Below are 25,847 nucleotides of genomic sequence, written 5' to 3' on the forward strand. Positions count from 1 at the left end.
GTTATTGTATGTCTATTAAAACCGCTGTTTCGTCTGCAGCGTTGCTTGCTGGCCTTTTGGCCAGCAATGTCAGCCTTGCCCAGACCGACAGTCGCAGCTTTCAGGTTTCCGCCGGTGCCGACAGCACCATGTTTGAGCAAATTCAGCAGCTACGCCGTGAAGTGATGGACCTGCGGGGCATCATCGAGCAGCAGGGCAATGAAATCTACAAGCTCAAGCAGCAGTCTATGGATCGCTATATCGAGTTAGATCGGCGTATCGGTAGCCTAGGTACGGCTGCAACATCTGAGCCCGATGCCGGCCTCTCTGGTGAGGCCATAGCCTCAGCGAATACGGCTGGAACAACAGGTGAAGATCTGGCGGTTAACCGCAATACCGCTAATCCCGGCACCGGTAATGCCTCCAGTGATTACGCCCGCGCGTATGCGCTGGTGGGCGCTCGTGATTACCCCAAGGCAATTGAAGCCTTCAAGCAGTATGTGAAGGATTATCCAACGGGTGATTACACGCCAAATGCCTGGTATTGGTTGGGCGAGCTGTATGTTGCCGTGCAGCCGCAGGAGCTGGACTCAGCGGTTCAGGCTTTCCAGCGTTTGCTGACTGAATACCCTGATAATCACAAAGTTCCCGCCGCCATGTATAAACTGGCTACGGTATACTTTACTCAGGGCGATAAGCAGCGTGCGCAGGATATGCTGACTCACGTGATTGATCGCTACGGTAATTCCGGTAGTTCGGCGGTGAAAAAATCCCGAGAGTTTTTGCGTAAAAACTTTTAATCAGGGCGTTTTTACGTCGTCCTGATGACCTTGATAAACTTTGCGGCGGTGGGTGCGAATAGCGCTTGCCGCCGTTATTTTTTAGCCAGTTCCCATCTATGAATCCAAGTCTGCGCATTACTGAAATCTTTTACTCGCTGCAGGGCGAGAGCCGCAGTATTGGTCAGCCTACGGTATTTGTTCGGTTAACCGGCTGCCCGTTGCGCTGTCAGTACTGCGACACGGAATATGCCTTCCACGGCGGCCAAAAAATGGAGCTTGATGCTATTCTTGCAGAGGTTGCTCAATATCGGCCTCGCCAGATTTGTGTCACCGGTGGTGAACCGCTGGCGCAACCAGATTGTTTGCCTTTATTAACCGCGCTCTGCGATCAGGGTTATGCGGTGTCGCTTGAAACCAGTGGCGCTATGCCGGTAGACGGAGTTGATGAGCGGGTTTCCATCGTGATGGATTTAAAAACGCCAGATTCGGCAGAACAGCATCGCAACCGTATGGAAAATCTGCCGCTGCTGCAGCAGAAAGATCAGCTCAAATTTGTGATTTGCAGTCGCCAGGATTATGACTGGGCGCGGTTTCAAGTGGATCAGCATCAACTTGCAGATCGAGTAGGTGAAGTGCTGTTTTCGCCGAGTTTTGAGCAACAAAATGCCACTGAATTAGCCAACTGGATTATTGAAGATAATCTGCCGGTACGCTTCCAGCTGCAGTTGCACAAGCTGTTGTGGAATGATGCCGCCGGGCACTAATGTTTTAATTGATAGCAAGAAAGGGTAGCGCGTGAGTAAGAAAGCCGTAGTTCTGGTATCGGGTGGTTTGGATAGTGCCACCGTATTAGCACAGGCCGTGAGCCAAGGTTATGAATGTTATGCCTTGGCTTTTGATTACGGGCAGCGCCATCGGGCGGAGTTGGTGGCGGCGAAGCGTGTTGCTGAAGCCGGCGGTGCCCGCGAATTTAAAATTATCGAACTGAATTTGCGCAGTATTGGCGGCTCGGCGCTGACCGATGCGGCGATAGATGTGCCAGAGCACGGCGGCGAAGGGATTCCGGTAACCTACGTTCCCGCCCGCAATACCGTGTTTTTATCGATTGCCTTGGGTTGGGCGGAAGTGTTGAACGCCGATGATATTTTTATCGGTGTAAATGCGGTGGATTATTCTGGCTATCCCGATTGTCGCCCCGCATTTATTGAAGCCTTTGAGCAGCTCGCCAACCTTGCTACGAAAGCAGGTGTCGAGGGCCACAAGCTGCATATTCACAGCCCCCTGATCAAACTCAGCAAGGCCGAAATTATTCAGACTGGAACCAAGCTCGGCGTTGATTACGGCCTCACGGTTTCCTGTTATCAGGCCGATGAGCAGGGCCGCGCCTGTGGACATTGCGATAGTTGTTATCTGCGCAAAGAAGGTTTTGCGGCCGCTGGTGTGGCTGACCCTACGCCGTATTTCAGCTAAGGTTTTAGCATTTAACGGCAGTCCTAGCTTAAGAGCACAATTTCTCCGCTAAGGTCTCCGCAATCATCACTGCCGGCGCATGGGTATTGCCGCTGGTGATATTGGGCATGACTGAGGCATCGGCGATATACAAATTGTCGAACTCTCGCACTTTCAAATTAGCATCGACCACCGCCATTTCATCGCTATCGTCGCCCATTTTGCAGGTGCAGCTCGGGTGAAAAATGGTGGTGGCAATATCACCCGCCGCTTTTTCTAAGGCGCTTTGTGTCGCGAATTCCGGGCCGGGTTTGATTTCTACTGGATTGAATTTTTTTGCCGCCGTTTGCGCAGCAATCTCTCGGGTGATCTCAATGGCTCTGGCGGCGATGCGTCGATCTTCCTCGGTGCTTAAATAGCGCGGATCAATAATGGGGGCATCTGTCGGCTTGGCACTGCGAATATCGACCCGGCCGCGAGAGCTAGGACGCAAGTGGCAGATACTGGCAGTAATACCGGGAAAGGGGTGCAAGGTGGTGCCGAGTTTGTCGGCGCTCATCGGTTGCACATGGTATTCCAGATCGGGCATGTCGATATCATCGGAAGATTTGAAAAATGCGCCAAGTTGGCTGGGTGCCATCGAGAGCGGGCCGGATTGTTGGGTGAGATACTGCCAACCCATTTTGGCCTTGCCCAAAAGACTGCCATTCATGCAGTTTAGGGTGGTGGCGTTTTCTACCCGAAATTGCACCCGCACTTGCAGGTGATCCTGCAGATTAGCGCCCACGCCGTCGAGTTTTTTACGACACAGGACGCCAGCATCGCGCAGGGGTGTTTCCGGGCCGATGCCACTGCGTTGCAAAATTGCCGGTGTGGCTACCGCGCCAGCGGCAAGAATAATTTGGCCGTCTGTTTCAATCCGCTGTTTTTGCCCGCGATAAATGATGTCTATGCCACGGGCTTGTTCGCCATCCCAAACTAATTTGTCTACCAGCACGCCGGTGGCAATCGTCAGGTTGTCCCGTTGCATAATAGGATTAAGAAAGGCGCGTTTGGCCGAGCAGCGGCGGCCCTTGATCTGGTTAACATGGAATAAGCCCACGCCATGATTATTGCCGGTATTAAAGTCAGTCGTTTCAGGAATGCCGTACTCCACACAGGCGGCTTTCCAGGCATCGAGTATCGGCCAGCTCAGGCGCTGTTGTTCCACTCGTAATTCGCCATCTGCACCGTGAAACTCAGAGGCGCCGTCAAAATAATTTTCAGACTTTTTAAAGCGCGGTAGCACCTCGTTCCAGCTCCAGCCGGGCTGTTGCCAATTGTCGTAATCGGCGGCCTGTCCGCGCATATAAATCATGCCATTAATCGCGCTGCAACCACCGAGCACTTTGCCGCGAGGGTAGGGTAGCGTGCGGCCATTTAAGCCCGCTTGCGGCTCTAATTCATAGCACCAGTCCGCTTTGGGATTGCCCATGGCAAACAGATAGCCAATGGGAATGTGAAACCAGTGCCAGTTATCGTTACCGCCTGCTTCCAATAACAATACCTTGCGGCTGGGGTCGGCTGAGAGTCGATTCGCCAAGACACAGCCAGCACTGCCTGCGCCGATAATAATGGTATCGAAACCGGAAAAAGATGCGTTGTTCATATTTATTAGAGTTGTGTATCCAGCGGTAATTCGGTGGTGTTTTTAATTTCGGTTACTGAAATATGGGAATGACTTTCGCCGATCATTTCTAGTGCGAGTAGCTTTTCCCTTACAAACACTTCGTAGTGGCGAATATCCTTCGCCACGATTTTGAGCATGTAATCCCACACCCCGGCCATGGTATAGCACTCTACCACTTCTGGCAGGGTTCGCATTGCTGCTTCAAAGGCTTCGAGGTTTTTACGCCCGACTTGGGTGAGGTTAACGGTAGTGAATACCACCAGCTCCATGCCCAGTTTTTCCCGGTCGAGCAGGGCCACTTTCTTGCGGATAATACCGGCCTGTTCAATTTTATTGATCCGTCGCCAGCAGGGGGATTGCGACATATTTAGGGTGTCGGCTATCTCGCCGCTGGTCTTGCCGGCATCGCGCTGCAGAAGGTCGAGGATTTGCAGGTCTTGTTTTGTTAGGTCTATTTTATTCATTTTATAATTTTAAATAGTCTATATTTTTTAAAATATACGCCTTTTAATGAATATATAAAATAATAAACGCCCGAAAAACTCGCTAGCATGATTTTCAGGTTCTCTTTGGGAGCGTGAAGTAATGGCGAGTCATCCCTCAAATCAGCAAGCGTTTCTACACCGGGTTTCCCTCGATGATAAATATGCCCTGGATACCACGCGGGCGTATTTGACTGGCATTGAGGCCTTGGTACGTCTGCCAATTCTGCAGCATCAACGGGATCTAGAGCGGGGTTTGAATACAGCTGGCTTTGTGTCTGGTTATCGCGGCTCCCCTCTCGGTGGGCTTGATCAGGCATTGTGGGAGGCGGGCAAATATCTGGATAAGCACAATATCCGTTTTCAGCCTGGAATTAACGAAGATTTAGCGGCCACGGCGGTGCGGGGTACCCAGGAGTTGGGTTTATTCCCCGGCGCAAAATACGATGGCGTTTTTGGCATGTGGTATGGCAAAGGGCCGGGCGTGGATCGCAGCATGGATGTAATCAAGCATGCCAATGCGGTTGGCACCGCAAAATACGGTGGTGTACTGGCCGTTGCCGGCGATGATCACGCGGCCAAATCCTCTTCTCTGCCACACCAATCCGAGCATATGTTTATCGGTGCATCTATTCCGGTATTGGCTCCAGCCAATGTGCAAGAAGTGTTGGATCTAGGAGTCTTTGGATGGGAGTTATCCCGTTACAGCGGTTGCTGGGTGGGCTTGAAAGCCATTACAGAGAATATGGATTCGGCTATTTCCGCTGAAATTGATCCTCACCGCATTAATATCGTTATTCCGGACTCCTTTGTTATGCCTGCCGACGGGGTTCATGTGCGTTTACCCGATTCTCCACTGGAGCAAGAAAAGCGGCTTAATAAATACAAAATTTATGCTGCCCGTGCTTTTGCTCTGGCTAATCGACTCAACTATATCGCGATCGACAGCGCCAAACCCCGGCTTGGTATAGCCACCAGCGGCAAGGCGTATTTGGATGTACTGCAGGCGCTGGAAGACTTGGGTATTGATGAGCAGCTTGCTGGTGAGATTGGCCTTCGGGTTTATAAAATCGGTATGCCTTGGCCGTTAGAGCCGGTGGCGACCCACGCCTTTGCGGAAGGGCTTGAAGAAATTCTGGTGGTGGAAGAGAAACGCTCGGTGATTGAAGATCAGCTAACCGGGCAACTCTATAACTGGCCAGTAGAAAAGCGCCCCAGAGTGATTGGCGAGTTTGATGAGCACGGCCGCGATCTATTACCCAATCTCAGCGAATTAACCCCGGCGATGGTGGCGCGCGCGATTGCTGCGAGAATTCGCCGCTTTTATCAAAGTGAAGAAATTGAAAAGCGTCTGCGGTTTTACGATAAAAAAGAACTCTCCTTAGTGAGTCATCGCAATAAAATTGCCCGCATTCCCCATTACTGTTCAGGCTGTCCCCACAATACTTCAACTCAAGTTCCTGAAGGCAGTTTTGCGCTCGGCGGAATTGGCTGCCATTACATGAGCACTTTTATGGCAAGTCGCCCAGCCAAAACCTTTACGCAAATGGGCGGCGAAGGGGTGACTTGGGTAGGGCAGGCGCCGTTTACGGAAAATAAACATGTCTTCCAGAATTTGGGCGACGGCACTTATTTTCATTCCGGCTTGCTGGCCATTCGGCAAGCTATCGCAGCCGGAGTGAACATCACCTACAAAATTCTGTACAACGATGCAGTGGCTATGACGGGCGGCCAGCCTATTGATGGCAGCCTCAGCGTTGAGCAAATGATTCAGCAATTGCGAGGCGAGGGTGTACAGCGCATTGCACTGGTGTCGGATCATCCCGAGAAATTTCACTTTTCACATACTGCTGGTCTCACCATAGATCATCGCGATAATTTGATGGCGATTCAAAAAAGCCTGCGAGAAACAGAAGGTACCACGGTGCTGCTTTATGAACAGACCTGTGCGGCAGAGAAGCGTCGCCGCCGCAAGCGCGGTTTATTGGAAGATCCTCAGCGCCGTATTTTTATTAATGAAGCCGTGTGTGAAGGCTGCGGTGACTGCGGCAAGAAATCGAATTGTCTTTCAGTGCTGCCGCTTGAAACCGCCTTGGGGAGAAAGCGCCAAATAGATCAAAACGCCTGTAATAAAGACTATTCCTGCGTGAATGGTTTTTGCCCCAGCTTTGTATCAGTGAACGGGGGGCGCTTGCGTAAAAACCGCAGAGCGGAAGCGGTAACGGAATTTGCGCCGCTGCCCAAACCAGCCCACCCCGAGCTGGATCAGCCGTGGAATATTGTGGTTACCGGTGTGGGTGGTACAGGTGTGTTGACCATTACCGCAGTGCTGGCCATGGCGGCGCATATTGAGGGCAAGGGCTGCGCAACCATGAACCAGACCGGCTTGGCACAAAAGTTTGGCCCGGTGGTCAGTCATTTACGGATTGCGAAAAAGCAGTCAGATATTAAGGCTGTAAGAATTGCCGCCGGCGATGCCGATTTATTACTCGGTGGCGATTTAGTGGTGAGCGTGAGTGACGAGGCCTTGGCCAAACTCAATGCTGAGCGCAGTGCCGCGGTCATCAATACCACTCAGACGGCGACGGCGGAGTTTGTTTACAAGCCCGATGCAGACTTTCCTGCGGATGCTATGCGCGACATTCTCACCGATGAAATTGGTGCGGAAAAAGTCCATTTTGTGTCTGCAACGGATACCGCAAAAAATCTGCTGGGCGATGCCGTGGCCAGTAATTTTTTTATGCTGGGCTACGCCTACCAGCTCGGCATGATTCCCGTAAGTGCAGAGGCGATTGCCGCTGCAATTGAAATGAATAATGTCGCGGTGGAATTTAATAAACAGGCCTTTTTGTGGGGGCGGCGCATGGTAGTGGATGCCAATGCCGTGCGACAAATTGCGGGATTGGATAAACCTGAAGCCACTATTCCGCAAACCCTCGAAGAGATCTTAATTCACCGTGTTGAGCTGCTGACTGAATATCAGGATGCAAATTATGCAGCGCGCTATCTCGCGGTAATTGAGCGTCTGCGTCAGTGTGAACAGCAATTAATAAGCGCCGATAAATCCCTGCCGCTGAGTCGGGTTGCCGCTAAATCTCTGGCCAAACTGATGGCTTATAAAGATGAGTATGAAGTGGCACGCCTGTATTCCAATGGCAATTTTTTAAAACAGTTGAATCAGGTTTTTGAAGGGGATTTCAAACTGCAGTTTCATCTTGCGCCTCCCATACTCAGTCGCCGAGACCCGGATTCAGGCGAATTAAAAAAACGCACTTTCGGAAGCTGGCTTATGCCCGTGTTTAAGACATTGGCGCGTTTTAAAAAATGGCGTGGCAGTGTTTGGGATGTGTTTGGTTACAGCCGTGAACGAAAAATGGAACGGGCGCTGATTGCGCAATTTGAAAACGATATTGATGTGGTTATAGAGCATCTAGCTCCTTCGAACCTCGCCACAGCAATCGCCTTGTTTGAGCTTCCTGAACAGCTCAGGGGTTTTGGTCATATTAAATTGGCGGCTTTTGCCGAGTACGAACAGCAGCGTGCGCAATTGTTTTCCGAATTTTTGAAACCACCGGCGCAGTTTATTGAAATCAAGCATGTGGCTTGAGTAACTAAATGAGTTGAAAGCGATGAGTGTATTTGAATCGACGTCTTTTGATCATCATGAGCAAGTCATTTTTCATGAAGATAGCCAAACTGGTTTGCGGGCGATTATTGCTCTGCACAATACTCAACTGGGCCCGGCAATGGGCGGTTGCCGAATGTATCCTTATGCAAGTAGCGCCGATGCCTTAGAGGATGTGCTGCGTTTATCGCGGGGAATGACCTATAAATCTGCCGTGGCGGGTTTACCCTATGGCGGCGGCAAGGCGGTGATTATTGCCGACCCCCGGCGTGATAAAACGCCAGCATTATTGCGCGCAATGGGCAGGTTTGTGGACAGTCTTGGTGGTCGTTATATCACTGCTGAAGATAGTGGTATGGGAGTGCCAGATTTAAAAATAATGTCTGAAACAACGCCTTATGTGGTGGGTTTGGATGAGGGGCGCTGTCATGGTGGCGATCCTTCGCCAGCAACGGCCTTGGGAGTGTTTTATGGGATTCAGGCGGCCTTGCGATACCACTATGGCAGCGCCAGCGTATCCGGGCGTAAAGTCGCTATTCAAGGGGCGGGCGCTGTCGGCTTACATCTTTTGGACTTGTTGATTGAGGCCGGCGCCGAGGTGGAGATTGCCGATTTGAACTTGGCGCGTTTGGAATTGGCGGCGGCTAAAGGCGCCCGCATTGTTGATCCGAAACAGATATTGCAGGCTGAGGTGGATGTATTGGTGCCCTGCGCGATGGGCGGTGTGATCAATGATAAAACTGTCGACACTATTCAAGCTAACATTATTGCCGGTTCGGCTAATAATCAGCTACTTCGCCCTGAACACGGCGAGCGTTTGCGCGAACGGGGTATTTTGTATGCGCCGGATTTTGTTATTAACGCTGGGGGCATTATTGATATTTATCACCAGCAGCAAGGCAATACCTTAGCGCAGCGTGACCAACATTTGGCCGGAATTGCCGATTCACTAAAGGTGATTTTTGAAGGGGCGGAAGCCGAGGGAATATCTTGTGAACGCGTTGCCGAGGACTTAGCCCGGCAACGGTTAAATAGGCAGGTATTTACTCAGGAGCAAAACCTTACATCGGCGCTTCGCTGAAGCCGCCGTCTACGATAATGCAGGTGCCGTTCATATAGCTGCCGGCGCTGGCGCTGGCCAGTAATAACAGTGGCACAGTCAGTTCATCCATCGTGCCCAAACGCTTGGCGGGAATATTTTGGATATAGCGTTTGCCACTTTCTGAGTTGAAGTAATCTTCATTAATTTCGGTCAGGAACCAGCCGGGGCACAAGGAGTTTACCCGGATATTATGGCGGCTCAGTTCTGCTGCCAGCGACTTACTCAGCATCACCACGCCCGCTTTGGCGGCGTTGTAGTTCACCTTCATTGCGCCGGTGCGCAGGCCGTAAACCGAGGCGGTATTAACAATGCTGCCACCGTTGCCGGCATCTACCATCAGCTTGGCGGCTGCCTGCGCAACTCGGAAGGCGCCAGTTAGGTTGGTGTCGATAACCCAGTTCCAGTCGTCCTCAGACATTTTCAAACAGCTAGTTGGGTCGTTGGCTACCCCGGCGTTATTGATCAGAATATCCAGCGTGCCGAAATCCTGTTTAATCTTGGCAAAGGCTTGAGCCACGCTTTCCTTGTCGGCAACGTCTAGCGAAATGGCGACCGCTTTGCCGCCTTTCTCATTGATGTCATTCACCGCGTCTTGCAGCTTTTCCATACGGCGTGCGGCAAGAATCACGGTGGCGCCTTCAGCGGCGAGAATATTGGCAAAATGAACACCTAAACCGCTGGATGCACCGGTGACCAAGGCGATTTTATTCTCTAAATTAAAGTAATTGCGGGCCATCAAATCTCTCCTGCTGCGTGGCTAACGTCGCTTTAGCCCGACGATAAGGCTGTGAAATTGAGGTGGGATAGTAGCGAAAATCGCCTTTTATATTAAGTCCGGTGGAGCCGTTCGGCGGATTTACAGGCCATTTTGTTTCGCTTTCTCACAAATTGACGTTTTTGCCAGTGAAATGATGTGGTTTGGTCAATTCCGGCGGTGGTGGGCTGCGTATAATCGCGGTGAGGCTGATACACTCTCGAGCCTGCTGAGCGGATTTATCCAGTGGCATTATCCATTGGGAGATCGCCCTCAATTGAACAAAATAAAAGCAGTTTCAGATTTTTAGAAGAATACGGGAAGCTGGAATTCATAATGTACGCGGTAGTGCCGGTTAAAGCCTTTCATCTCGGTAAGCAGCGCTTGGCTGATTGCCTTGATCACGCTCAGCGTGCGGCCCTGTGTCAGGCCATGTGTCAGGATGTTCTGACGGTGCTGCAGGCCAGTGCGCAATTTAGTCAGTGTTTTTTACTCGCCAATGACATTGGTTTGAGAGCGCTGGCCGAACAACACGGTGCGCAGCTGGTGATGGAATCTGAACTAAATGCTCACGGCTTAAATCCTGCTTTGAATGCACTGTTATTAAAACAACGCAAGCGTGGTGAGGCCTGTTTTATTGCGCACAGTGATTTGCCCTTGCTGCATCAGAACGAAGTTCAGCATATCGCAACTCAGGCTCGGGGCGAGCAAATCGTGCTGGTATCCGACCGGCACGGCACCGGCACCAATATTCTAGCGGGGCACTGGAATCCAGAAGTGCCGCTTTGCTTTGGCATTAACAGTCTTGCTAAGCATCAGCAACAAGCGAGATTGCAGCAGGCGGATGTTGATGTAGTGCAATTGCAGGGGGCGAGCTGGGACATCGATCGAGCGCAAGACTTATTTGAGGCGAGCCAGGATAACCCGGCGACATTTGGAACTCATACCCGCGCTTTACTTGGTCAAATTGGCCTTCTGAATCCGATGTTATCGGAACCGATTTTATCGGTTGCGGATTCCTATAGCGCAGAACAGTGGGTGTTGGGTTAAGTATGCAAGATTATCAATTACCCAGTGATTCAGAAGCGCTGCAATGGGCGCAGCGCCCGCTGGACACTGCCTTGCTGGAAACGGCCTGCGAGTTGCGCGATCAGGGCTTTGCCAATGTTCTGAGCTATTCCCGCAAAGTTTTTATTCCGCTAACTCAGCTGTGTCGAGACGTTTGCCATTACTGCACTTTTGCCAAAACCCCACGGCATTTTGACGCTGCGTATATGACGGCTGATGAGGCAGTGGAGATTGCCCGGCGCGGTGCAGAAATGGGTTGTCGAGAAGCCCTGCTAACCTTGGGTGAAAAGCCGGAACTGCGTTATCGAGCAGCGCGAGACGCACTCGCGGAAATGGGTTTTGCCACTACGCTGGAATACGTTGCTCATGTGGCAGAGCGTATTTATAAAGAAACTGGGCTGTTACCTCATATCAATGCCGGCAATATGACGGCCGCAGAAATCGCCATGTTGCGCCCGGTATCCGCTTCCATGGGCATTATGCTGGAGTCGGCGTCGGCGCGTTTATGTGAAAAAGGTATGCCGCATTTTGGCTCGCCAGATAAGCACCCCGAGCAACGTTTGCAGACCTTGCGTTTAGCCGGTGAAGCTAAAGTCCCGTTCACCAGCGGCATTCTGATCGGCATTGGTGAAACTCGCCGCGAACGTATTGAAAGCCTGCTGGCGCTGCGTGATTTACATCAGCAATACGGCCATCTGCAAGAAGTGATTGTGCAGAATTTTCGCGCCAAGCCAGATACCAAAATGGCGGGGGCGGATGAACCCGAACTCGATGATCTGTTGTGGACTATTGCGATAACGCGGCTGATTTTTGGGCCGGCGATGAGCATTCAAGTACCGCCAAATTTAAGCCCCGGTGTTCTGCCCCAGTTGGTCAATGCGGGTATCAATGACTGGGGCGGTGTGAGTCCCTTAACGCCGGACTATGTCAATCCGGAAGCGCCTTGGCCTCATTTGCAGCAACTTGCTGAGCAGACAGCGCTGTCAGGCAAAACCTTAATTGAGCGCTTAACCATTTATCCTGACTATGCGCTACGGGCCGAGCAGTGGCTAGATTCAGCCATGCGCCCGGCGGTGTTAAAACAGCAAGATGCACAGGGTTTGGCGCGGGGCAATCTTTGGTCGGCTGGTTGCGGAGATGCGGTGCCGTTTTCTGCGCGCGAGTATTTATCGAAAACCCATGCCAAGCCGCAAATGGCTATTGCAGAAATTGTTGCACAGGCGAAACAAGGCCTACGTTTAAATGAAAGTCAGATTGCGCGACTGTTTGCCGCGCAGGGTGATGACTTTGCGTTTATTTGCCAGCAGGCCGATCAGCTTCGTAAGCAGGTGGTTGGCGACCGGGTTAGCTATGTGGTTAATCGCAATATTAACTACAGCAATATCTGTTATTTCAAATGCGGTTTCTGTGCCTTCTCAAAAGGGCAGGGCCATAGTGATTTGCGCGGCCCAGCTTACGACCTTGATGATGAAGAAATTCTGCGCCGAGTAAGCGAAGCCCGCCAGCGCGGTGCCACCGAGGTTTGTTTGCAGGGCGGTATTCACCCGGATTACAGCGGCCAGAAATATTTGGATCTGGTACGGCTTATTAAAGCCGAAGAGCCCGAGCTGCATATTCACGCGTTCTCGCCCTTGGAAGTTTGGCAGGGTGCTAAAACCTTGGGACTGACACTGGATGATTTCCTGCGGCAGTTAAAAGATGCCGGTTTGGCGACCTTGCCGGGAACTGCCGCTGAAGTGCTCGACGATGAAGTTCGCGCCGTACTTTGCCCCGATAAAATTAATACTGAACAGTGGTTGGCGGTGATGCGCAGCGCCCATCGAGTGGGCTTAAAGTCCACTGCGACGATCATGTTTGGTCATGTAGACGGCTACCAACATTGGGCGCGGCATCTGCTGCGGGTGCGCGATTTACAGGAAGAAACCGGCGGCTTTACCGAGTTTGTTCCCCTGCCTTTTGTGGCGGAAGAAGCGCCAATTTATCGCAAAGGTAAGGCGCGGCGCGGCCCCACATTCCGGGAAGCGCTATTGATGCATGCGGTAGCGCGCCTCGTTTTACATCCGCTAATTCCAAATATGCAGGCGTCTTGGGTAAAGATGGGGCCCGAGGGTATTAAGGCGTGTTTGGCGGCAGGGGCTAATGATCTTGGCGGCAGTCTGATGAACGAATCCATTACCCGAGCCGCGGGAGCTGAATATGGCCAAGAATTCAGTCCGGCACGTTTTGATGAGCTGATTACAGAGTGCAAGCGTATTCCTCGGCAACGCACCACGCTGTACGGCGAGGTGTCTGAACACCAGCAAGCGGCTTCTTATGGTGTTGCCGAGCTAGCGGATATTGTGCTGAGCAAAACAACAAAAGCAAAAATTCCCGCAGTGGAATTGCTATAAAAAGCCTTGTTTAACAAGGCATAAAACTATGGGTGGAAATAAAAACATGTCGCAAAATCCCGTTACTCTGCATCATCCCAGCTTCAAAGACATGATGAATGATGTGGTCGATTTTGGCAGTTGCTGTGAGTGTGGTGCCTGTGTGCAAGTGTGTCCGCACAATGTCATCGAATATATCGACAATAAGCCCAAACAAACCGCTAAAGCTGATGCCGCCTTTGATTATTGCGGTGTCAGTGAAGGTGTGGGTTGCGATGTTTGTGCTTCGGTATGTCCGCGTTTGTGGCCTCGCGAAAATCACCTGCGCGATGCTGTATTTCAAGATCAGCGCCCCTATGAAGATATTTTTGGTGTGTTCCGCAACATTTTTGTAGCGCGAACTAAAAAATCTGATATTGCTGAAGTCGGCCAAGACGGCGGCATCGTCACCGCTTTATTGGCTTGGGCGCGCGAGCAGGGGCATATTGATGCGGCGGTGGTTTCGGCAGTGGGTGAGCAGGACAAGCCCTGTTTTCCGTCACCGAAAGTAGTAACTACCTACGATGAAATTAAAGCCAGTGCCGGTAGCTGGTACACCTATTGTGAAAACAATTTGGCGCTGGAAGAAGTTAAAGAGCGCGATTTGAAAAATGTCGCTTTCGTTGGTGTGCCGTGCCAGATAACGCCTAATCGCAAGATGGCGCATATCGATCCCAGTTTCCTGATCACCGATAAAAAGAAAGCCAAAATTATCAGCAAGCAGCGCGAACATCTGCGTGGCTACAGTGACCGCATTGGTCTGAATATCGGCTTATTTTGCACCGAGGTGTTTACCCCGGAGCTAATGACCGAGCGCATTGAAAAGCAGATGAATATTCCGCTGACGGAAGTGCGTCAGTTCAATGTTAAAGGCGAAGTGCTGATCTATAAAAAAGATGGTGAAGTTGCCACCATTCCACTGCAAGAAGCCATGGCGGAATATCAGCGCCCTGAGTGTAAACACTGCGGTGATTTTTCTGCGGAGCTGGCCGATATTTCCTGCGGGGGTATCGGTACCGATCGCGCTACGGTGATCGTGATTCGTACCGAAAAAGGGGAAAAAATTTGGCGTGAATTCGAAGCCAGTGGACAGGTAGAAGTGGAATCCATCAGCGAAAATAAACGCGCGTGGAATATCTTGCTGCGCCTTTCGCGTCGCCAGCGCAATCGCATTCCAGAGGGGCCTGTGCGTGGTGGTAGTGCCAAAGGCCTAGCGCAATACTCTGCCTATGAAGGCGCCATTATCGCTACAGATAAATTGAACCCGGAAAAAGTCCCAGCGGACGAACTGGAAGTGCGCCGTGCAGCGGCTTACGAAGAAGAAATCCGCCCCGAGGAAATTGTTGGCTTTATGGCAGGTAATCCGATTCCGGGTGATCCGGGAGCACCCCCGCCGGGAGAAAAGCGCAAGCTGCCACCGCCACTCACGCCTGAGCAGGGTGGGGCGTCGCCGGTTTAATCACTTTTCGGTAAGAGAAGTATTCGCTCGCTACGCCAGACTCGAATGATTGTGATTGCTTTGGCTTCTCTCAGGTACACAAGGCGAAAGGGGGGATGAATAAGTTCGCGTATGTGGTTTAGATTGAACTCGGGAACGACTCTTCCGAGATCTGGGTGGTCAATCAGTCGTTCGAGTTTTGTTACTATTTCTTCGGTAATTCTATTTCCAAGTTCTGGAACGCCCTCTTCGGCGTAATATTTAGAAATATTTTCCAGATCTTGGAAGGCCGAATCACTTATCGAAAGTTTCACGCCTTGATGCCTAAGCGCTTTTTCGCTTGTGCCAAGGACATTTTTCGATCTTCTTTAATGTCCATTAAGCCCTCAGCAATTGCTTTAACAAAGGCGAGTTCTTCTTGGCCTTTTTCGAATTCTTCTAGGTCTTGAACGACGGCAATTCCACGGCCACGGCTTGTTAGTAAAATAGGCCGATGATTTTCTTTGGCTTGCTTTACCACGCGCCCTGGGTTGACCTTTAGGTCCGATAGGGGGACGACGTCTTCAGAGAATTTAACCATAAACAGGTCTCCGCTTAGAGACCTGTTTATAGCACCTGTTATTAGCTGCGGTCAAATGGGCTTTTAAGAAGTTCTTTAGGATTTAAACCAGCCCTGGGTGCGATTGGCAAACGCGACCAACGACAGCATGACCGGCACTTCGACCAGCACGCCAACCACGGTAGCTAGCGCGGCGCCGGAGTGCAGACCAAACAGCGAAATTGCCACTGCAACGGCTAATTCAAAGAAGTTTGAGGTGCCGATCATGCAGGCCGGCGCGGCGATATTGTGGGGCAGTTTCATTTTGAGTGCGGCAAAGTAGGCAATGGCAAAGATGCCATAAGTTTGCAGCAGCAGCGGAATCGCAATCAGGCCGATGACCAGCGGCTTTTCCAAAATGGTCTGCGCTTGAAAGCCAAACAGCAATACGATGGTGGCCAGCAAACCAATAATCGACCAAGGCTTAAGGGTGGCGATAAAATTATTCAGGCGGCTGTGGTCGTTGGCGCGGTCGAGTTTGTGCCGGGTAAGTGCGCCTACAATAAGTGGCAGCACCACATAAAGTACTACCGACAATAACAGGGTTTCCCAAGGTACTTGAATATCGCTAATGCCTAATAAAAACGCGGTGATGGGTGCAAAGGCAAAAATCATAATAATGTCGTTGATGGAAACCTGAACCAGCGTGTAATTGGGGTCGCCTTTGGTTAGCTGGCTCCAAACAAATACCATGGCGGTGCAGGGCGCTACGCCGAGCAAAATCATACCGGCGATATATTCGCTGGCAGATTGTGGATCAACCCAGTTGGCAAATAGCACTTTAAAAAACAGCCAGCCTAGCAGGGCCATGCTGAACGGTTTGATCAGCCAGTTAATGACCAAGGTGAGGGCAAGACCTTTCGGTTTCTTGCTGACATCTTTGATGGCGGCAAAATCGACTTGAATCATCATGGGGTAAATCATTAGCCAGATGAGTACCGCCACCACCAAGTTGACGTGGGCGTATTCCAAGCTGGCGATCTGGGCAAAGGCGCCGGGTAATGAATTGCCGAGTAGCACCCCGGCGGCAATACACAGCGCCACCCAAATGGAAAGATATCGTTCAAAAAAGCCCATTGGTTGTCTCCTAGAGCGCGTTTTGATTCACGCGTTTCATTAATTCTTCCGCGCTTTCTACGCGCTCTGAATAGCGGTCTACTAAAAAGTCGGCGTTATCTCTTGTCAGCAAAGTGAACTTCATCAGCTCTTCCATAACATCGACAATACGGTTGTAGTAACCCGAGGGCTTAATGCGATCGTTATCATCAAATTCGAGAAAGGCTTTGGCGACAGAGGATTGATTGGGGATGGTGAGCATCCGCATCCAGCGGCCTAAAACGCGCAGCTGATTTACCGCGTTAAAAGATTGCGAGCCGCCGCAGACCTGCATTACCGCCAATGTTTTTCCTTGGGTGGGGCGAACCGCGCCAAGCGAAAGGGGAATCCAGTCAATCTGCGCTTTCATTATGCCGGTCATGCTGCCGTGGCGTTCGGGTGAGCACCAGACCTGTCCTTCAGACCAAGTCACCAGATCGCGAAGCTCCTGTACTTTGGGGTGGCTGGCTTCGGCATCGTCGGGTAGGGGCAGTCCGCTGGGATTGAAGATTTTGACTTCCGCACCCATAGCAATCAGCAGTCGCGCGCACTCTTCAACCACCAAGCGGCTAAATGAGCGTTGCCGCAAAGAGCCGTAAAGCAGCAATATTTTGGGCTTGTGGGTAGCGCCTTGCTTGGTAAATGCTGCCGCACAAGTTTCTACATCCGCCGAGCGCCACTGGGATTGGTCAATATTGGGAAGGCTTAAATCATTGGGTAGCATTATTGGGCTCCCAGCTTGGCCAGCGCTGCCCGCCATTCGGAAGAGGGTAATGCCGCCACGGTTTTAAGGTCTTCGACACGCTGTTTGATTTCGCTAATGGTAGCTCGAAAGGCTTCGGCAAGTTCGGTCTCGCTGCCCTCTAACTTGGACGGATCAGACAAGCCCCAGTGGACTTTCAGGCTTTTGCCAAACCACAGCGGGCAACTTTCCCCAGCGGCGGAATCGCATACGGTTACCACCAAGTCTGGCGCAAAATCTTCCAGTTCATCCCAGGATTGGCTAATTAAACCCTCGGTAGCAATGCCGGCTTCTTGCAGGTATTTCAGTGACAGCGGGTGCACCTCGCCAGCGGGTTGGCTGCCGGCGCTGCGAGCGGTTAATACACCGGCGGCAAACTGATTGGTAATCGCTTCAGACAAAATGCTCCGACAGCGGTTGTGGGTGCAGATATAGAGAATTTTCATTGGATGTTCCAAAGTGGGGCTAACAGTTTGCGCAGCCTTGGCTGAGCTGCTGCAGATGAGGGTGCAAATATTCGCTATTGTTGGCGGCGGTTTCTTGCAGCACGGTGACAGCCCACGCGGGTAACTCAGGGTTGAGCTGGTAATACACCCATTTGCCACGGCGCTCATCAATCAGCAATTCGCATTTGCGTAACTCTGCCAAATGGCGGGAAATTTTTGGCTGACTCACGGCCAAGGCTTCCTGCAGCTCACAGACGCACAATTCCTGCTTCAGCGTGATCAGCAGCAGGGTTTTTAGGCGGGTGTCATCTGCCAGGCATTTGTAAAACTGAATGGGTGACATTGTGTACTATTCGGCTCGCGCTAAACATATGCGAAATATCATATATATGTTTTTTCGAATATGAAAGCGGTGAGATGAAAATTAGCCGCGACGGTTGTCGCGGTATTCGCTGGGCGACATGCCCATGATTTTTTTGAACAGGCGGGAAAAATAATAGGGGTCGTCGTAGCCGACGGCGGCGGCGACTTGTTTGACCGATTTAGAGCTGCTGTCTAGCAGGTAGCAGGCGCGCTGGATTTTCGTATTAATAAAGTACTGGATTGGTGATTGGCCGCTCCAGCTTTTGAATTTCTTAATGAAATGATATTTGGAGAGATTCACCGACGCCGCCAATTCTTCCAAATTGAGCTGGCCGTGTACCCGCTCCTGCATGGTGGCGCGCAGGCGCTCCCAATCCAGTCCCTTGCCGGATTGCGGACGCTGTTGCCGAGCTAGAAGAGCGAGATAACTCAACATGGCCTGCAATTGGTGGCAGCCTTGAATAAATTCTTCCATGCGGTAAGCGCTGCGCCTCAGCTCTGAGAGACCATCAAATACCCGCACCACCCGTGGTTGCACGCCAATATGTAGAATGGGGCTACTCGCTTGGATATGCCGGTAAAAATCGCCAGCGAGGCGCCCATTAAAATGTAACCAGTAGATCGTCCAAGGGGATTTGGCGTCGGCTTTGTAGGCATGGGGGCGATCGCGATCCAAAATAACAATATCGCCCTGAGTGACTCGATAATTCTTATCGTCACACATCAGTGTGCCCATGCCCTCAATGCAATAAATAAGCAGGTAGTCCCGGTGTTGTTGGCGTTGCATGCGGTGACCGCTGGCTTGCGGGTAGTAGCCCATAGCGGTGGGGTAAAGCCCCTCAGTCATGGGGTGCTGGGCGAGCTGGCCGACCATAAAGGCCGGCGTAATAAAGCGAACACCCTCGCGATTAAGCGGCCAATTGGAGGTGTTGGTTGATTCAACAGGTGTGTTCATTAGTGGGGTGTGGTATGTTGATAACGGTTTTGAAATAGAATCCGCAATATAGTCCATCAATACGGCAAGATAATCAATTCGAAGCCGCGATGGCCTATGGTTAGATACTGACCACTAAAATTGACGCAGCACAGTTTGCACAATAACCAAACGGGAGAACCCACCATGGCAACGCCAAGCACCGCCGCAGAACTGACCCCAGAAGCCGCACAAATTGCAGAGTTGATTGAGCGCTCGCGCAAAGCGCAGGCGGTAATCGAAAATTACACCCAGGAACAGATCGATGAGTTGATCACGGGTATGGTGTGGGCGGTGTGCAAACCCGGTGTGGCTGAAGAGATTGCCCAATTCACCGTAGATGAAACCCAGCTCGGTAACTACGACGGCAAGTTCCTGAAAATCTTCCGTAAAACCCGTGCGACTCTGGTTGATATTATCAACGACAAATCCGTGGGTATTATCGAAGAAGATAAAGAGCGCAATATTGTAAAAATCGTGAAGCCGGTAGGGGTTATTGGTGCGTTGGCGCCTTGTACTAACCCTGAGGCAACGCCGGTTATCAAAGCGATTTCAGCAGTGAAAGGTCGCAACGCGATCATTATTGCGCCGCACCCACGCTCAAAACTGACCAACAAAAAAATCTGTGATCTGATGCGCGGCGCGCTGAAAACCATGGGTGCACCCGAAGATCTGGTGATCTCGATTGATACGCCATCACTGGAATTAACCGGCGAACTGATGAAACAGTGCGACCGTATTCTGGCCACTGGCGGTGCGGCGATGGTGAAATCGGCGTATTCCAGCGGTACCCCAGCGCTTGGCGTAGGTGCGGGTAATGCGGTAATCACCGTTGACGATACTGCTGATCTGGACGAAGCGGCCGAGAAAATCCGCATCTCCAAAACACTGGATTTGGCAGCTTCTTGTTCGTCTGATAACGCTGTTGTTGCTTTCGAGTCTGTTGCTGATGCTCTGCTGGAAAAACTGCAGGCGCAGGGCGGTTATATCTGTACCGAAGAAGACAAAGCCAAACTGCAAGCCATTATCTGGGAAGACGGCCACATTGCTTCGCGCATTGTTGCTCAGCCAGCGCCAGTATTGGCGGAAATGGCGGGTATTCAACTGCCTGAAGGCAAGAGCTTCTTTATCGTGCCCGAAACTGGCGCCGGTGCAGACTATCCGTTCTCCGGCGAGAAAATGTCAGTGGTTATGGCCTTCTATGTGGTGAAAGACATTGATGCCGCCATCGAGAAAACCAATGCGATTCAAGCGTATCAGGGCATGGGTCATAGCTGCGGTATTTACTCGTACAACGACGACAACATCATGAAGTTTGCCATGGCGACCAAAACCTCACGGGTTATGGTTAACCAGCCACAAGCACCGTCTAACAGCGGTAACCTGTGGAACGGTATGCGTCAAACCTTCTCGCTGGGTTGTGGTTCTTGGGGCGGTAACGCCACCAATAACAACATCACTTGGCAAGACTTGGTCAACGTGACTTGGGTTTCTAAAAACCTGGCGACCCCTAAAGTGCTGCCTGCAGATGAAGAGCTGTTTGCCAGCGCGATCGCAAAAAATATCTGATTAATTACAGTGCTTGAAAACTTGGCTGCTGGCAGCCAAGTTTTCTTCCAGCGCTACATTGATCATGTGTCTTAAGAAATATCCATTTAGTAATATCCATCGCATTTCCCTTGGGAAATATTTAGTCACGAATGCATAACTAGAACGGAAAGCCCTATGGACTTTACGCTTAGCGAAGAACAAATCGCCTATGCCGATACCGCCCGCCAATTCTCGGAAGGGGTGTTTAAACCCAATGCTGCCAAGTGGGACGCGGAGCATATCTTTCCAAAGGATGCGCTAAAGCAAGCCGGTGAGCTGGGCTTTATGGGGCTTTACACTCCTGAGGAAGCTGGCGGCCTTGGTATGAGCCGCTTGGATACCAGTGTGATTGTTGAGGAGCTGGCCAAGGGCTGTACCTCTACCACGGCATTTCTCACCATTCACAATATGGCGCTCAGCATGATCGGTAATTACGGCAATGCTGAAACCATCGAGGAATTTTGTCCGGATCTCGTTACCGGTGAAAAGCTGGCGTCTTACTGTTTAACTGAGCCGGGTGCCGGTTCAGATGCGGGTAATTTGCGCAGCACCGCCAAGCGTGATGGCGATAATTTCATTATTAATGGCAGCAAGATGTTTATCTCTGGTGCAGGCTCTACCGATGTACTGGTGGCCATGTTGCGCACCGGCGACGCTGGCCCGCGTGGCATTTCGGCGTTTGTGATTCCCGCCAATGCCGAAGGCATTAGTTACGGCAAGCAGGAAGAAAAAATGGGTTGGAATAGTCAGCCTACTGGCACCGTCACTTTTGAGAACGTGATCGTCCCTGCTCGCAATATGCTGGGCCAAGAAGGGCAGGGTTTTAAAATTGCGATGCAGGGTTTGGATGGCGGGCGTATCAATATCGCCACCTGTTCGCTGGGTACTGCTCAGGCGGCACTGGAAACGGCAACCGCCTATGTGAAAGAGCGCAGCCAGTTTGGACAGGCAATTGCGGATTTTCAGCATACCCAATTTAAGCTGGCAGACATGCTGACCAAATTGGTTGCTGCGCGGCAGATGGTGCGTCTTGCGGCATTCAAATTGGATAACAAGGAATCTGACGCGACCACCTATTGCGCCATGGCAAAACGTTTTGCCACCGATGCCTGTTTCGAGATTTGTAACGATGCCCTGCAATTGCATGGCGGCTATGGTTACATTAAGGAATACCCCCTCGAGCGGCATGTGCGCGATACCCGCGTGCACCAGATTCTTGAGGGAACCAACGAAATCATGCGCGTGATTATTGGTCGCCGCGTCTTAATGGAAGGTGCTTTGGAGATAATTAAATGAGCTACAGCCCCACAGACAAATTAAAAGTTGAAATCATCGGCAATACTGCGCTGGTGACTATTGATAACCCCGGTGCTAACACCTGGGATTCTGAATCCCTGACCGGCTTGAAAACCCTTGTGGCCAATCTGGATGCGGACAAAAGCATCTACGCCATGGTCATTACTGGTGCTGGCGCGAAGTTTTTCTCAGCCGGTGCTGACCTGAAAATGTTTGCTGATGGCGATCGCGCCAATGCCCAAGATATCGGCATGAAATTCGGTGAAGCCTTCGAGGCGCTGGCCGCTTTCCGTGGCGTTACCATCGCGGCAGTAAACGGATATGCCATGGGGGGTGGTCTGGAGTGTGCATTGGCTTGTGATATCCGCATTGCGGAAGAACAGGCACAAATGGCACTGCCCGAAGCAAAAGTGGGTTTGCTGCCCTGTGCAGGCGGTACTCAACGTTTGCCTGCATTGGTAGGTTCCGGTTGGGCCAAACGCATGGTGCTGTGTGGTGAACGTTTGAAAGCCGATAAAGCCTTGGAAATTGGTCTGGTTGAAGAAGTGGTTGCCGAAGGCTGTGCCAAAGAGCGCGCGCTGGAATTGGCGGCACAGGTCGCTCAACAATCTCCGGTTGCTGTGAGCTTCTGTAAGAAATTAATCGACCAAGTACGCGACGACAGCATCCCTATGGGGCTGATTCAGGAGCGCGAGCTGTTCGTACAATTGTTCTATACCGCCGATCAAAAAGAAGGTGTGAATGCCTTCCTTGAAAAGCGCAGCCCAGAATGGAAAAACGCGTAATGACGGATGAAGTGCTATTTGAAGAGCGCGTTACCGCCAGTGGTCAAAAACTGGGGCTGATCGTTCTCAATGTTGAGAAAACCCTCAATTCTCTCACCCTGAATATGGTTGAGAAAATGCAGGTCACCCTGCAAGACTGGCGCGAACGCAGCGATATCGCCTGTGTGTTTATTCGCGGCGCGGGTGAAAAAGCCCTGTGTGCCGGTGGCGATGTGCAGGCGCTGTATCGTTCTTCAGTAGAGCAGCCCGGCGGGCCTTGTGAGTACGCGGAAACGTTTTTCGAAACGGAATACCGGGTAGATTACTTGCTCAGCCAATTCGGCAAGCCGGTGATTGTGTGGGGCCACGGTATTGTGATGGGCGGTGGCCTCGGCGTTTTCTCTGCCGGTAGCTATCGCATTGTCACCGAGAAATCCCGTCTGGCCATGCCGGAAATTACCATCGGCTTGTATCCCGATGTGGGCGGCAGCTATTTCTTGAATCGCACGCCCGGTAATAGCGGCGCTTTTCTGGCGCTAACCGGCGCATCCTTCAATGCCAGTGATGCGTTGTATTTGGGTTTGGCGGAAGGCTTTATTGCTTCCCAGTATCTGGATGAAGTGATGCAGGCGCTAATGGCCGAAGCATGGTCAACCAGCGTGGGTGATAATCACGAGCGGGTGTTTGAACTGATGCGCGGTTTTGTTCAGCGCAGCGTAGATGATCGCCCTGCCGGCAATGTTGAAGCGGCCTCGGCAGAAATTGATGCCCTGTTTAAGCAAGACGATGATGTGGCATTAATCAATGCGATTATCGCCCATCAATCCGACAATCCCTGGATGCAAAAAGCCTCGGCGACTTTGGCCGCTGGCTCGCCATTGAGCGCACGTTTGATTATCGAACAACTGCGCCGCTGTGCGTCTTTGTCTTTGCGTGAGGCGTTTGCGGCGGAACTGGTTTTATCCACCAATATTATTCGTCGCCCGGAATTTGCCGAAGGTGTACGCGCACTGCTGATTGATAAAGACAAAAATCCAAAATGGCAGCATGGTTCCGCAGCGGATGTTTCCGACGCCGATATTGCCGCTCATTTTGTTGGGCCTTGGGAGGTTAATCCTCTACATAACTTATAAGGAAATTATAAGGAACTTCTGATTAATTACTGCGTTTGCAATCTTGGTCGTCGGCGGTGCTCGCAATGCTCATTTATTGGCATATAAACTCCGCTTTCTGTGCTCCGGCGACAACCAATCTTGCTGCACTCGCTACATTAATCAAAAGTTCCTGGGCCGGTTAAGGTTGATCGCGGGGAATACCGCGCAAATTAATTCAAAAATTCTCTGCCGCTGCGGCGGACGCATAGGTGAAAAAATGGCAAATATCGCATTTATTGGTCTGGGCAATATGGGTGGGCCGATGGCCGCCAATCTGGTTAAAGCAGGCAATAGCGTCTGTGTGTTTGACTTGGTTGAAGCTGCCATGGATGCCGTGGTGCAGCAAGGTGCAAGCAAAGCGGCGACCGCATTAGAGGCCTTGGCCACCGCAGATACGGTTGTGACTATGTTGCCAGCGGGCAAGCATGTTGCGGGTTTGTATCTCGGCGAAGAGGGTTTGATTGCCAAAGCCAATGCGGGAACCCTGTTTCTGGATTGCTCTACCATTGATGCTGAAACCGCGCGCAAAGTGGGTGCGGCTGCTGCTGAGAAAGGCTTGGAAATGCTGGACAGCCCAGTCTCCGGTGGTGTGAAAGCGGCGCAGGCGGGCACCTTGGCCTTTATGTGCGGTGGCACCGAGGCGGGTTTTGAGCGCGGCAAAAAAGTGCTGGAAGGCATGGGTAAAAATATCTTCCACGCCGGTGATCACGGCGCCGGACAGATTGCCAAAATCTGCAATAACATGTTGTTGGCAGTCCATATGATTGGCACGGCAGAAGCGCTGCAACTGGGTGCAAATAATGGCCTTGATCCCAAAGTGCTTTCAGAAATCATGCTGAAAAGCTCGGGTAAAAACTGGTCACTGGAAAACTACAATCCCTATCCGGGCGTGATGGAAACTGCGCCAGCCAGCAACGATTACCAGCCCGGTTTTATGGTGCAGTTAATGCTGAAGGATCTCGGCTTGGCGATGGAAAACAGCTTGGCGACGCAAAGCTCAGTGCCGATGGGCGCACTGGCGCGCAGCTTGTATGCCTCGTTCTCTGGCAAGGGTAATGCAAGCCGTGATTTTTCCGCTATTCTTGAGCTTTTTAAAAATCAGTAGGTTTTCATGACGACTAGCCAATCCAGTTTGCTGTACCAGGTCGATGAGCGTGGTGTTGCCACGCTGACCTTGAATCGCCCGGAGTTACATAACGCCTTTGATGACAGTTTGATCGCAGAATTGTCAGCCGCTTTTGCGGCAGCTAATGCGGATAGCAATGTTCGCGTTTTGGTATTGGCCTCAAGCGGTGCCAGCTTTTGTGCCGGTGCGGATCTGAACTGGATGCGCCGCATGGCGACCTACAGCTACGACGAAAATCTGACTGATGCGGGTGCGCTGGCAGAAATGCTGCGCCGCTTAAATACCCTGCGAGTGCCGACCATTGCCAAAGTGCAGGGCGCGGCGTTTGGCGGTGGGGTTGGTTTAGTGAGCTGTTGCGATATGGCGGTTGCCACCCCCAATGCCAAGTTTTGCCTGAGCGAAGTAAAGCTGGGTTTGATTCCTGCCACCATTAGCCCCTACGTGATTAAAGCGATTGGTGAGCGGGCCTCGCGCCGCTATTTCACTACGGCAGAAGTGATTTCAGCCGAGCAAGCCGCGCATCTCGGTCTGGTTTCTGAGTTGGTAGAAGAAGGACAACTCGATGCGGCGGTGGCTGAGCTGGTGAAAAATCTGCTGCGCAATAGCCCTGCCGGAGTGGCTGCAGCCAAGTCATTGGTGCTGGATTATGCGGATCGAGAAATTACCGCTGAGTTGATTGCCGACAGCAGTGCGCGCATTGCGCAAACGCGGGGCAGCGACGAAGGCCGTGAAGGCCTTACCGCGTTTCTCGAAAAACGTAAGCCAAGCTGGATTCAGTAATTTCCCTTTCTGTCTTTTGCTCAGAATTCCACGGTTAGTTCGAAATCGTGGATGAGCAGGCGTTGGTGGCTATCCGGCTCAATGCGAAGCATCTTTCTACCGCTATCCTCTACAACGGCACTGGTTTCATGAAACGCCGTAATTCGATAAAGTGGGCGCTTACA

General features: G+C 51.5%; 24 protein-coding genes. 14 read left to right on the forward strand and 10 right to left on the reverse strand.

Features of this window, described 5'->3' with window-relative positions; all coding sequences use genetic code 11:
- Positions 1 to 8 precede the first annotated feature (8 nt).
- From ybgF to queC, 3 genes are all read left to right on the forward strand, one after another.
- The gene (gene ybgF / locus IB286_RS12405) at positions 9 to 779 is read left to right on the forward strand and encodes a tol-pal system protein YbgF (protein ID WP_190766014.1); all 771 of its coding nucleotides are present in this window, start codon (positions 9 to 11) and stop codon (positions 777 to 779) included.
- A gap of 98 nt (positions 780 to 877) precedes the next feature.
- Positions 878 to 1,525: a 7-carboxy-7-deazaguanine synthase QueE gene (gene queE, locus IB286_RS12410; protein WP_190766016.1), complete on the forward strand. Its 648-nt coding sequence runs from the start codon at positions 878 to 880 to the stop codon at positions 1,523 to 1,525.
- A gap of 31 nt (positions 1,526 to 1,556) precedes the next feature.
- A complete protein-coding gene (queC, locus tag IB286_RS12415; protein ID WP_190766018.1) occupies positions 1,557 to 2,231 on the forward strand; it encodes a 7-cyano-7-deazaguanine synthase QueC in 675 nt (224 codons plus the stop codon).
- Between the two features lie 28 nt (positions 2,232 to 2,259).
- Here queC and IB286_RS12420 read toward each other — a convergent pair whose 3' ends face one another.
- Both IB286_RS12420 and IB286_RS12425 read right to left on the reverse strand, forming a co-directional pair.
- Positions 2,260 to 3,858: a GMC family oxidoreductase gene (locus tag IB286_RS12420; protein ID WP_190766020.1), complete on the reverse strand. Its 1,599-nt coding sequence runs from the start codon at positions 3,856 to 3,858 to the stop codon at positions 2,260 to 2,262.
- Between the two features lie 5 nt (positions 3,859 to 3,863).
- Entirely contained in the window at positions 3,864 to 4,343 is a 480-nt protein-coding gene (locus tag IB286_RS12425; protein ID WP_190766022.1) for an Lrp/AsnC family transcriptional regulator, read from the reverse strand.
- A 121-nt stretch (positions 4,344 to 4,464) separates the two neighbouring features.
- On the opposite strand from IB286_RS12425, the gene IB286_RS12430 reads away from it, so the two are divergent.
- A complete protein-coding gene (locus IB286_RS12430; protein ID WP_190766024.1) occupies positions 4,465 to 7,968 on the forward strand; it encodes an indolepyruvate ferredoxin oxidoreductase family protein in 3,504 nt (1,167 codons plus the stop codon).
- Positions 7,969 to 7,990: 22 nt separating this feature from the next.
- Positions 7,991 to 9,067, forward strand: coding sequence for a Glu/Leu/Phe/Val family dehydrogenase (locus IB286_RS12435; protein ID WP_190766026.1), 1,077 nt, complete (start codon positions 7,991 to 7,993; stop codon positions 9,065 to 9,067).
- Here the strand turns inward: IB286_RS12435 and IB286_RS12440 are convergent.
- A complete protein-coding gene (locus tag IB286_RS12440; protein ID WP_190766028.1) occupies positions 9,048 to 9,824 on the reverse strand; it encodes an SDR family NAD(P)-dependent oxidoreductase in 777 nt (258 codons plus the stop codon). The two genes, IB286_RS12435 and IB286_RS12440, sit on opposite strands and share 20 nt — an antisense overlap.
- A gap of 354 nt (positions 9,825 to 10,178) precedes the next feature.
- Here IB286_RS12440 and cofC point away from each other — a divergent pair, with 354 nt between their 5' ends.
- From cofC to IB286_RS12455, 3 genes are read left to right on the forward strand one after another with little or no spacing between them, the layout of a single operon-like run.
- Positions 10,179 to 10,892 (forward strand): 2-phospho-L-lactate guanylyltransferase, encoded by a 714-nt coding sequence (gene cofC / locus IB286_RS12445; RefSeq protein ID WP_190766030.1) that lies wholly within the window; start codon positions 10,179 to 10,181, stop codon positions 10,890 to 10,892.
- A gap of 2 nt (positions 10,893 to 10,894) precedes the next feature.
- Positions 10,895 to 13,300 carry a 5-amino-6-(D-ribitylamino)uracil--L-tyrosine 4-hydroxyphenyl transferase CofH gene (gene cofH, locus IB286_RS12450; protein ID WP_190766032.1) on the forward strand — a complete coding sequence of 802 codons (2,406 nt, stop codon included), beginning with the start codon at positions 10,895 to 10,897 and terminating at the stop codon, positions 13,298 to 13,300.
- 46 nt (positions 13,301 to 13,346) lie between these two features.
- Positions 13,347 to 14,777 (forward strand): Coenzyme F420 hydrogenase/dehydrogenase, beta subunit C-terminal domain, encoded by a 1,431-nt coding sequence (locus IB286_RS12455; protein WP_190766034.1) that lies wholly within the window; start codon positions 13,347 to 13,349, stop codon positions 14,775 to 14,777.
- Here IB286_RS12455 and IB286_RS12460 read toward each other — a convergent pair.
- The 7 genes from IB286_RS12460 to IB286_RS12490 all read right to left on the reverse strand — a co-directional run bounded on the left by IB286_RS12460 (position 14,774) and on the right by IB286_RS12490 (position 18,955).
- Positions 14,774 to 15,070 (reverse strand): type II toxin-antitoxin system RelE/ParE family toxin, encoded by a 297-nt coding sequence (locus IB286_RS12460; protein ID WP_190766036.1) that lies wholly within the window; start codon positions 15,068 to 15,070, stop codon positions 14,774 to 14,776. The genes IB286_RS12455 and IB286_RS12460 overlap by 4 nt on opposite strands.
- Positions 15,067 to 15,336, reverse strand: a complete 270-nt coding sequence (locus tag IB286_RS12465) for a type II toxin-antitoxin system Phd/YefM family antitoxin (protein ID WP_190766038.1) — start codon at positions 15,334 to 15,336, stop codon at positions 15,067 to 15,069. The genes IB286_RS12460 and IB286_RS12465 overlap by 4 nt, the downstream gene beginning before the upstream one ends.
- 75 nt (positions 15,337 to 15,411) lie before the next feature.
- The gene (gene arsB, locus IB286_RS12470; protein ID WP_190766040.1) at positions 15,412 to 16,431 is read right to left on the reverse strand and encodes an ACR3 family arsenite efflux transporter; all 1,020 of its coding nucleotides are present in this window, start codon (positions 16,429 to 16,431) and stop codon (positions 15,412 to 15,414) included.
- A 10-nt stretch (positions 16,432 to 16,441) separates the two neighbouring features.
- Positions 16,442 to 17,173, reverse strand: a complete 732-nt coding sequence (gene arsH / locus IB286_RS12475; RefSeq protein WP_190766043.1) for an arsenical resistance protein ArsH — start codon at positions 17,171 to 17,173, stop codon at positions 16,442 to 16,444.
- Positions 17,173 to 17,637, reverse strand: coding sequence for an arsenate reductase ArsC (locus tag IB286_RS12480; RefSeq protein ID WP_190766045.1), 465 nt, complete (start codon positions 17,635 to 17,637; stop codon positions 17,173 to 17,175). The genes arsH and IB286_RS12480 overlap by 1 nt, the downstream gene beginning before the upstream one ends.
- Positions 17,638 to 17,656: 19 nt before the next feature.
- Positions 17,657 to 17,980 (reverse strand): metalloregulator ArsR/SmtB family transcription factor, encoded by a 324-nt coding sequence (locus tag IB286_RS12485; protein WP_190766047.1) that lies wholly within the window; start codon positions 17,978 to 17,980, stop codon positions 17,657 to 17,659.
- An 81-nt stretch (positions 17,981 to 18,061) separates the two neighbouring features.
- The gene (locus tag IB286_RS12490) at positions 18,062 to 18,955 is read right to left on the reverse strand and encodes a helix-turn-helix domain-containing protein (protein ID WP_190766049.1); all 894 of its coding nucleotides are present in this window, start codon (positions 18,953 to 18,955) and stop codon (positions 18,062 to 18,064) included.
- Between the two features lie 165 nt (positions 18,956 to 19,120).
- Between IB286_RS12490 and IB286_RS12495 the strand changes: the two genes are divergently transcribed.
- The 6 genes from IB286_RS12495 to IB286_RS12520 all read left to right on the forward strand — a co-directional run bounded on the left by IB286_RS12495 (position 19,121) and on the right by IB286_RS12520 (position 25,683).
- Positions 19,121 to 20,542 (forward strand): aldehyde dehydrogenase family protein, encoded by a 1,422-nt coding sequence (locus IB286_RS12495; protein WP_190766051.1) that lies wholly within the window; start codon positions 19,121 to 19,123, stop codon positions 20,540 to 20,542.
- Between the two features lie 156 nt (positions 20,543 to 20,698).
- Positions 20,699 to 21,859, forward strand: a complete 1,161-nt coding sequence (locus IB286_RS12500) for an acyl-CoA dehydrogenase family protein (protein WP_190766053.1) — start codon at positions 20,699 to 20,701, stop codon at positions 21,857 to 21,859.
- Entirely contained in the window at positions 21,856 to 22,644 is a 789-nt protein-coding gene (locus tag IB286_RS12505; RefSeq protein ID WP_190766055.1) for an enoyl-CoA hydratase, read from the forward strand. The genes IB286_RS12500 and IB286_RS12505 overlap by 4 nt, the downstream gene beginning before the upstream one ends.
- Positions 22,629 to 23,756 carry an enoyl-CoA hydratase/isomerase family protein gene (locus IB286_RS12510; protein WP_190766057.1) on the forward strand — a complete coding sequence of 376 codons (1,128 nt, stop codon included), beginning with the start codon at positions 22,629 to 22,631 and terminating at the stop codon, positions 23,754 to 23,756. The genes IB286_RS12505 and IB286_RS12510 overlap by 16 nt, the downstream gene beginning before the upstream one ends.
- 238 nt (positions 23,757 to 23,994) lie before the next feature.
- Positions 23,995 to 24,882 (forward strand): 3-hydroxyisobutyrate dehydrogenase, encoded by an 888-nt coding sequence (gene mmsB / locus IB286_RS12515; protein WP_190766059.1) that lies wholly within the window; start codon positions 23,995 to 23,997, stop codon positions 24,880 to 24,882.
- 6 nt (positions 24,883 to 24,888) lie between these two features.
- On the forward strand, positions 24,889 to 25,683 hold the full coding sequence (locus tag IB286_RS12520) for an enoyl-CoA hydratase/isomerase family protein (RefSeq protein WP_190766061.1): 795 nt from the start codon (positions 24,889 to 24,891) through the stop codon (positions 25,681 to 25,683).
- Positions 25,684 to 25,847: the final 164 nt, after the last annotated feature.

Origin of the sequence: Spongiibacter pelagi (genome assembly GCF_014705705.1) — a bacterium.
GTDB classification, from domain to species: domain Bacteria; phylum Pseudomonadota; class Gammaproteobacteria; order Pseudomonadales; family Spongiibacteraceae; genus Spongiibacter; species Spongiibacter pelagi.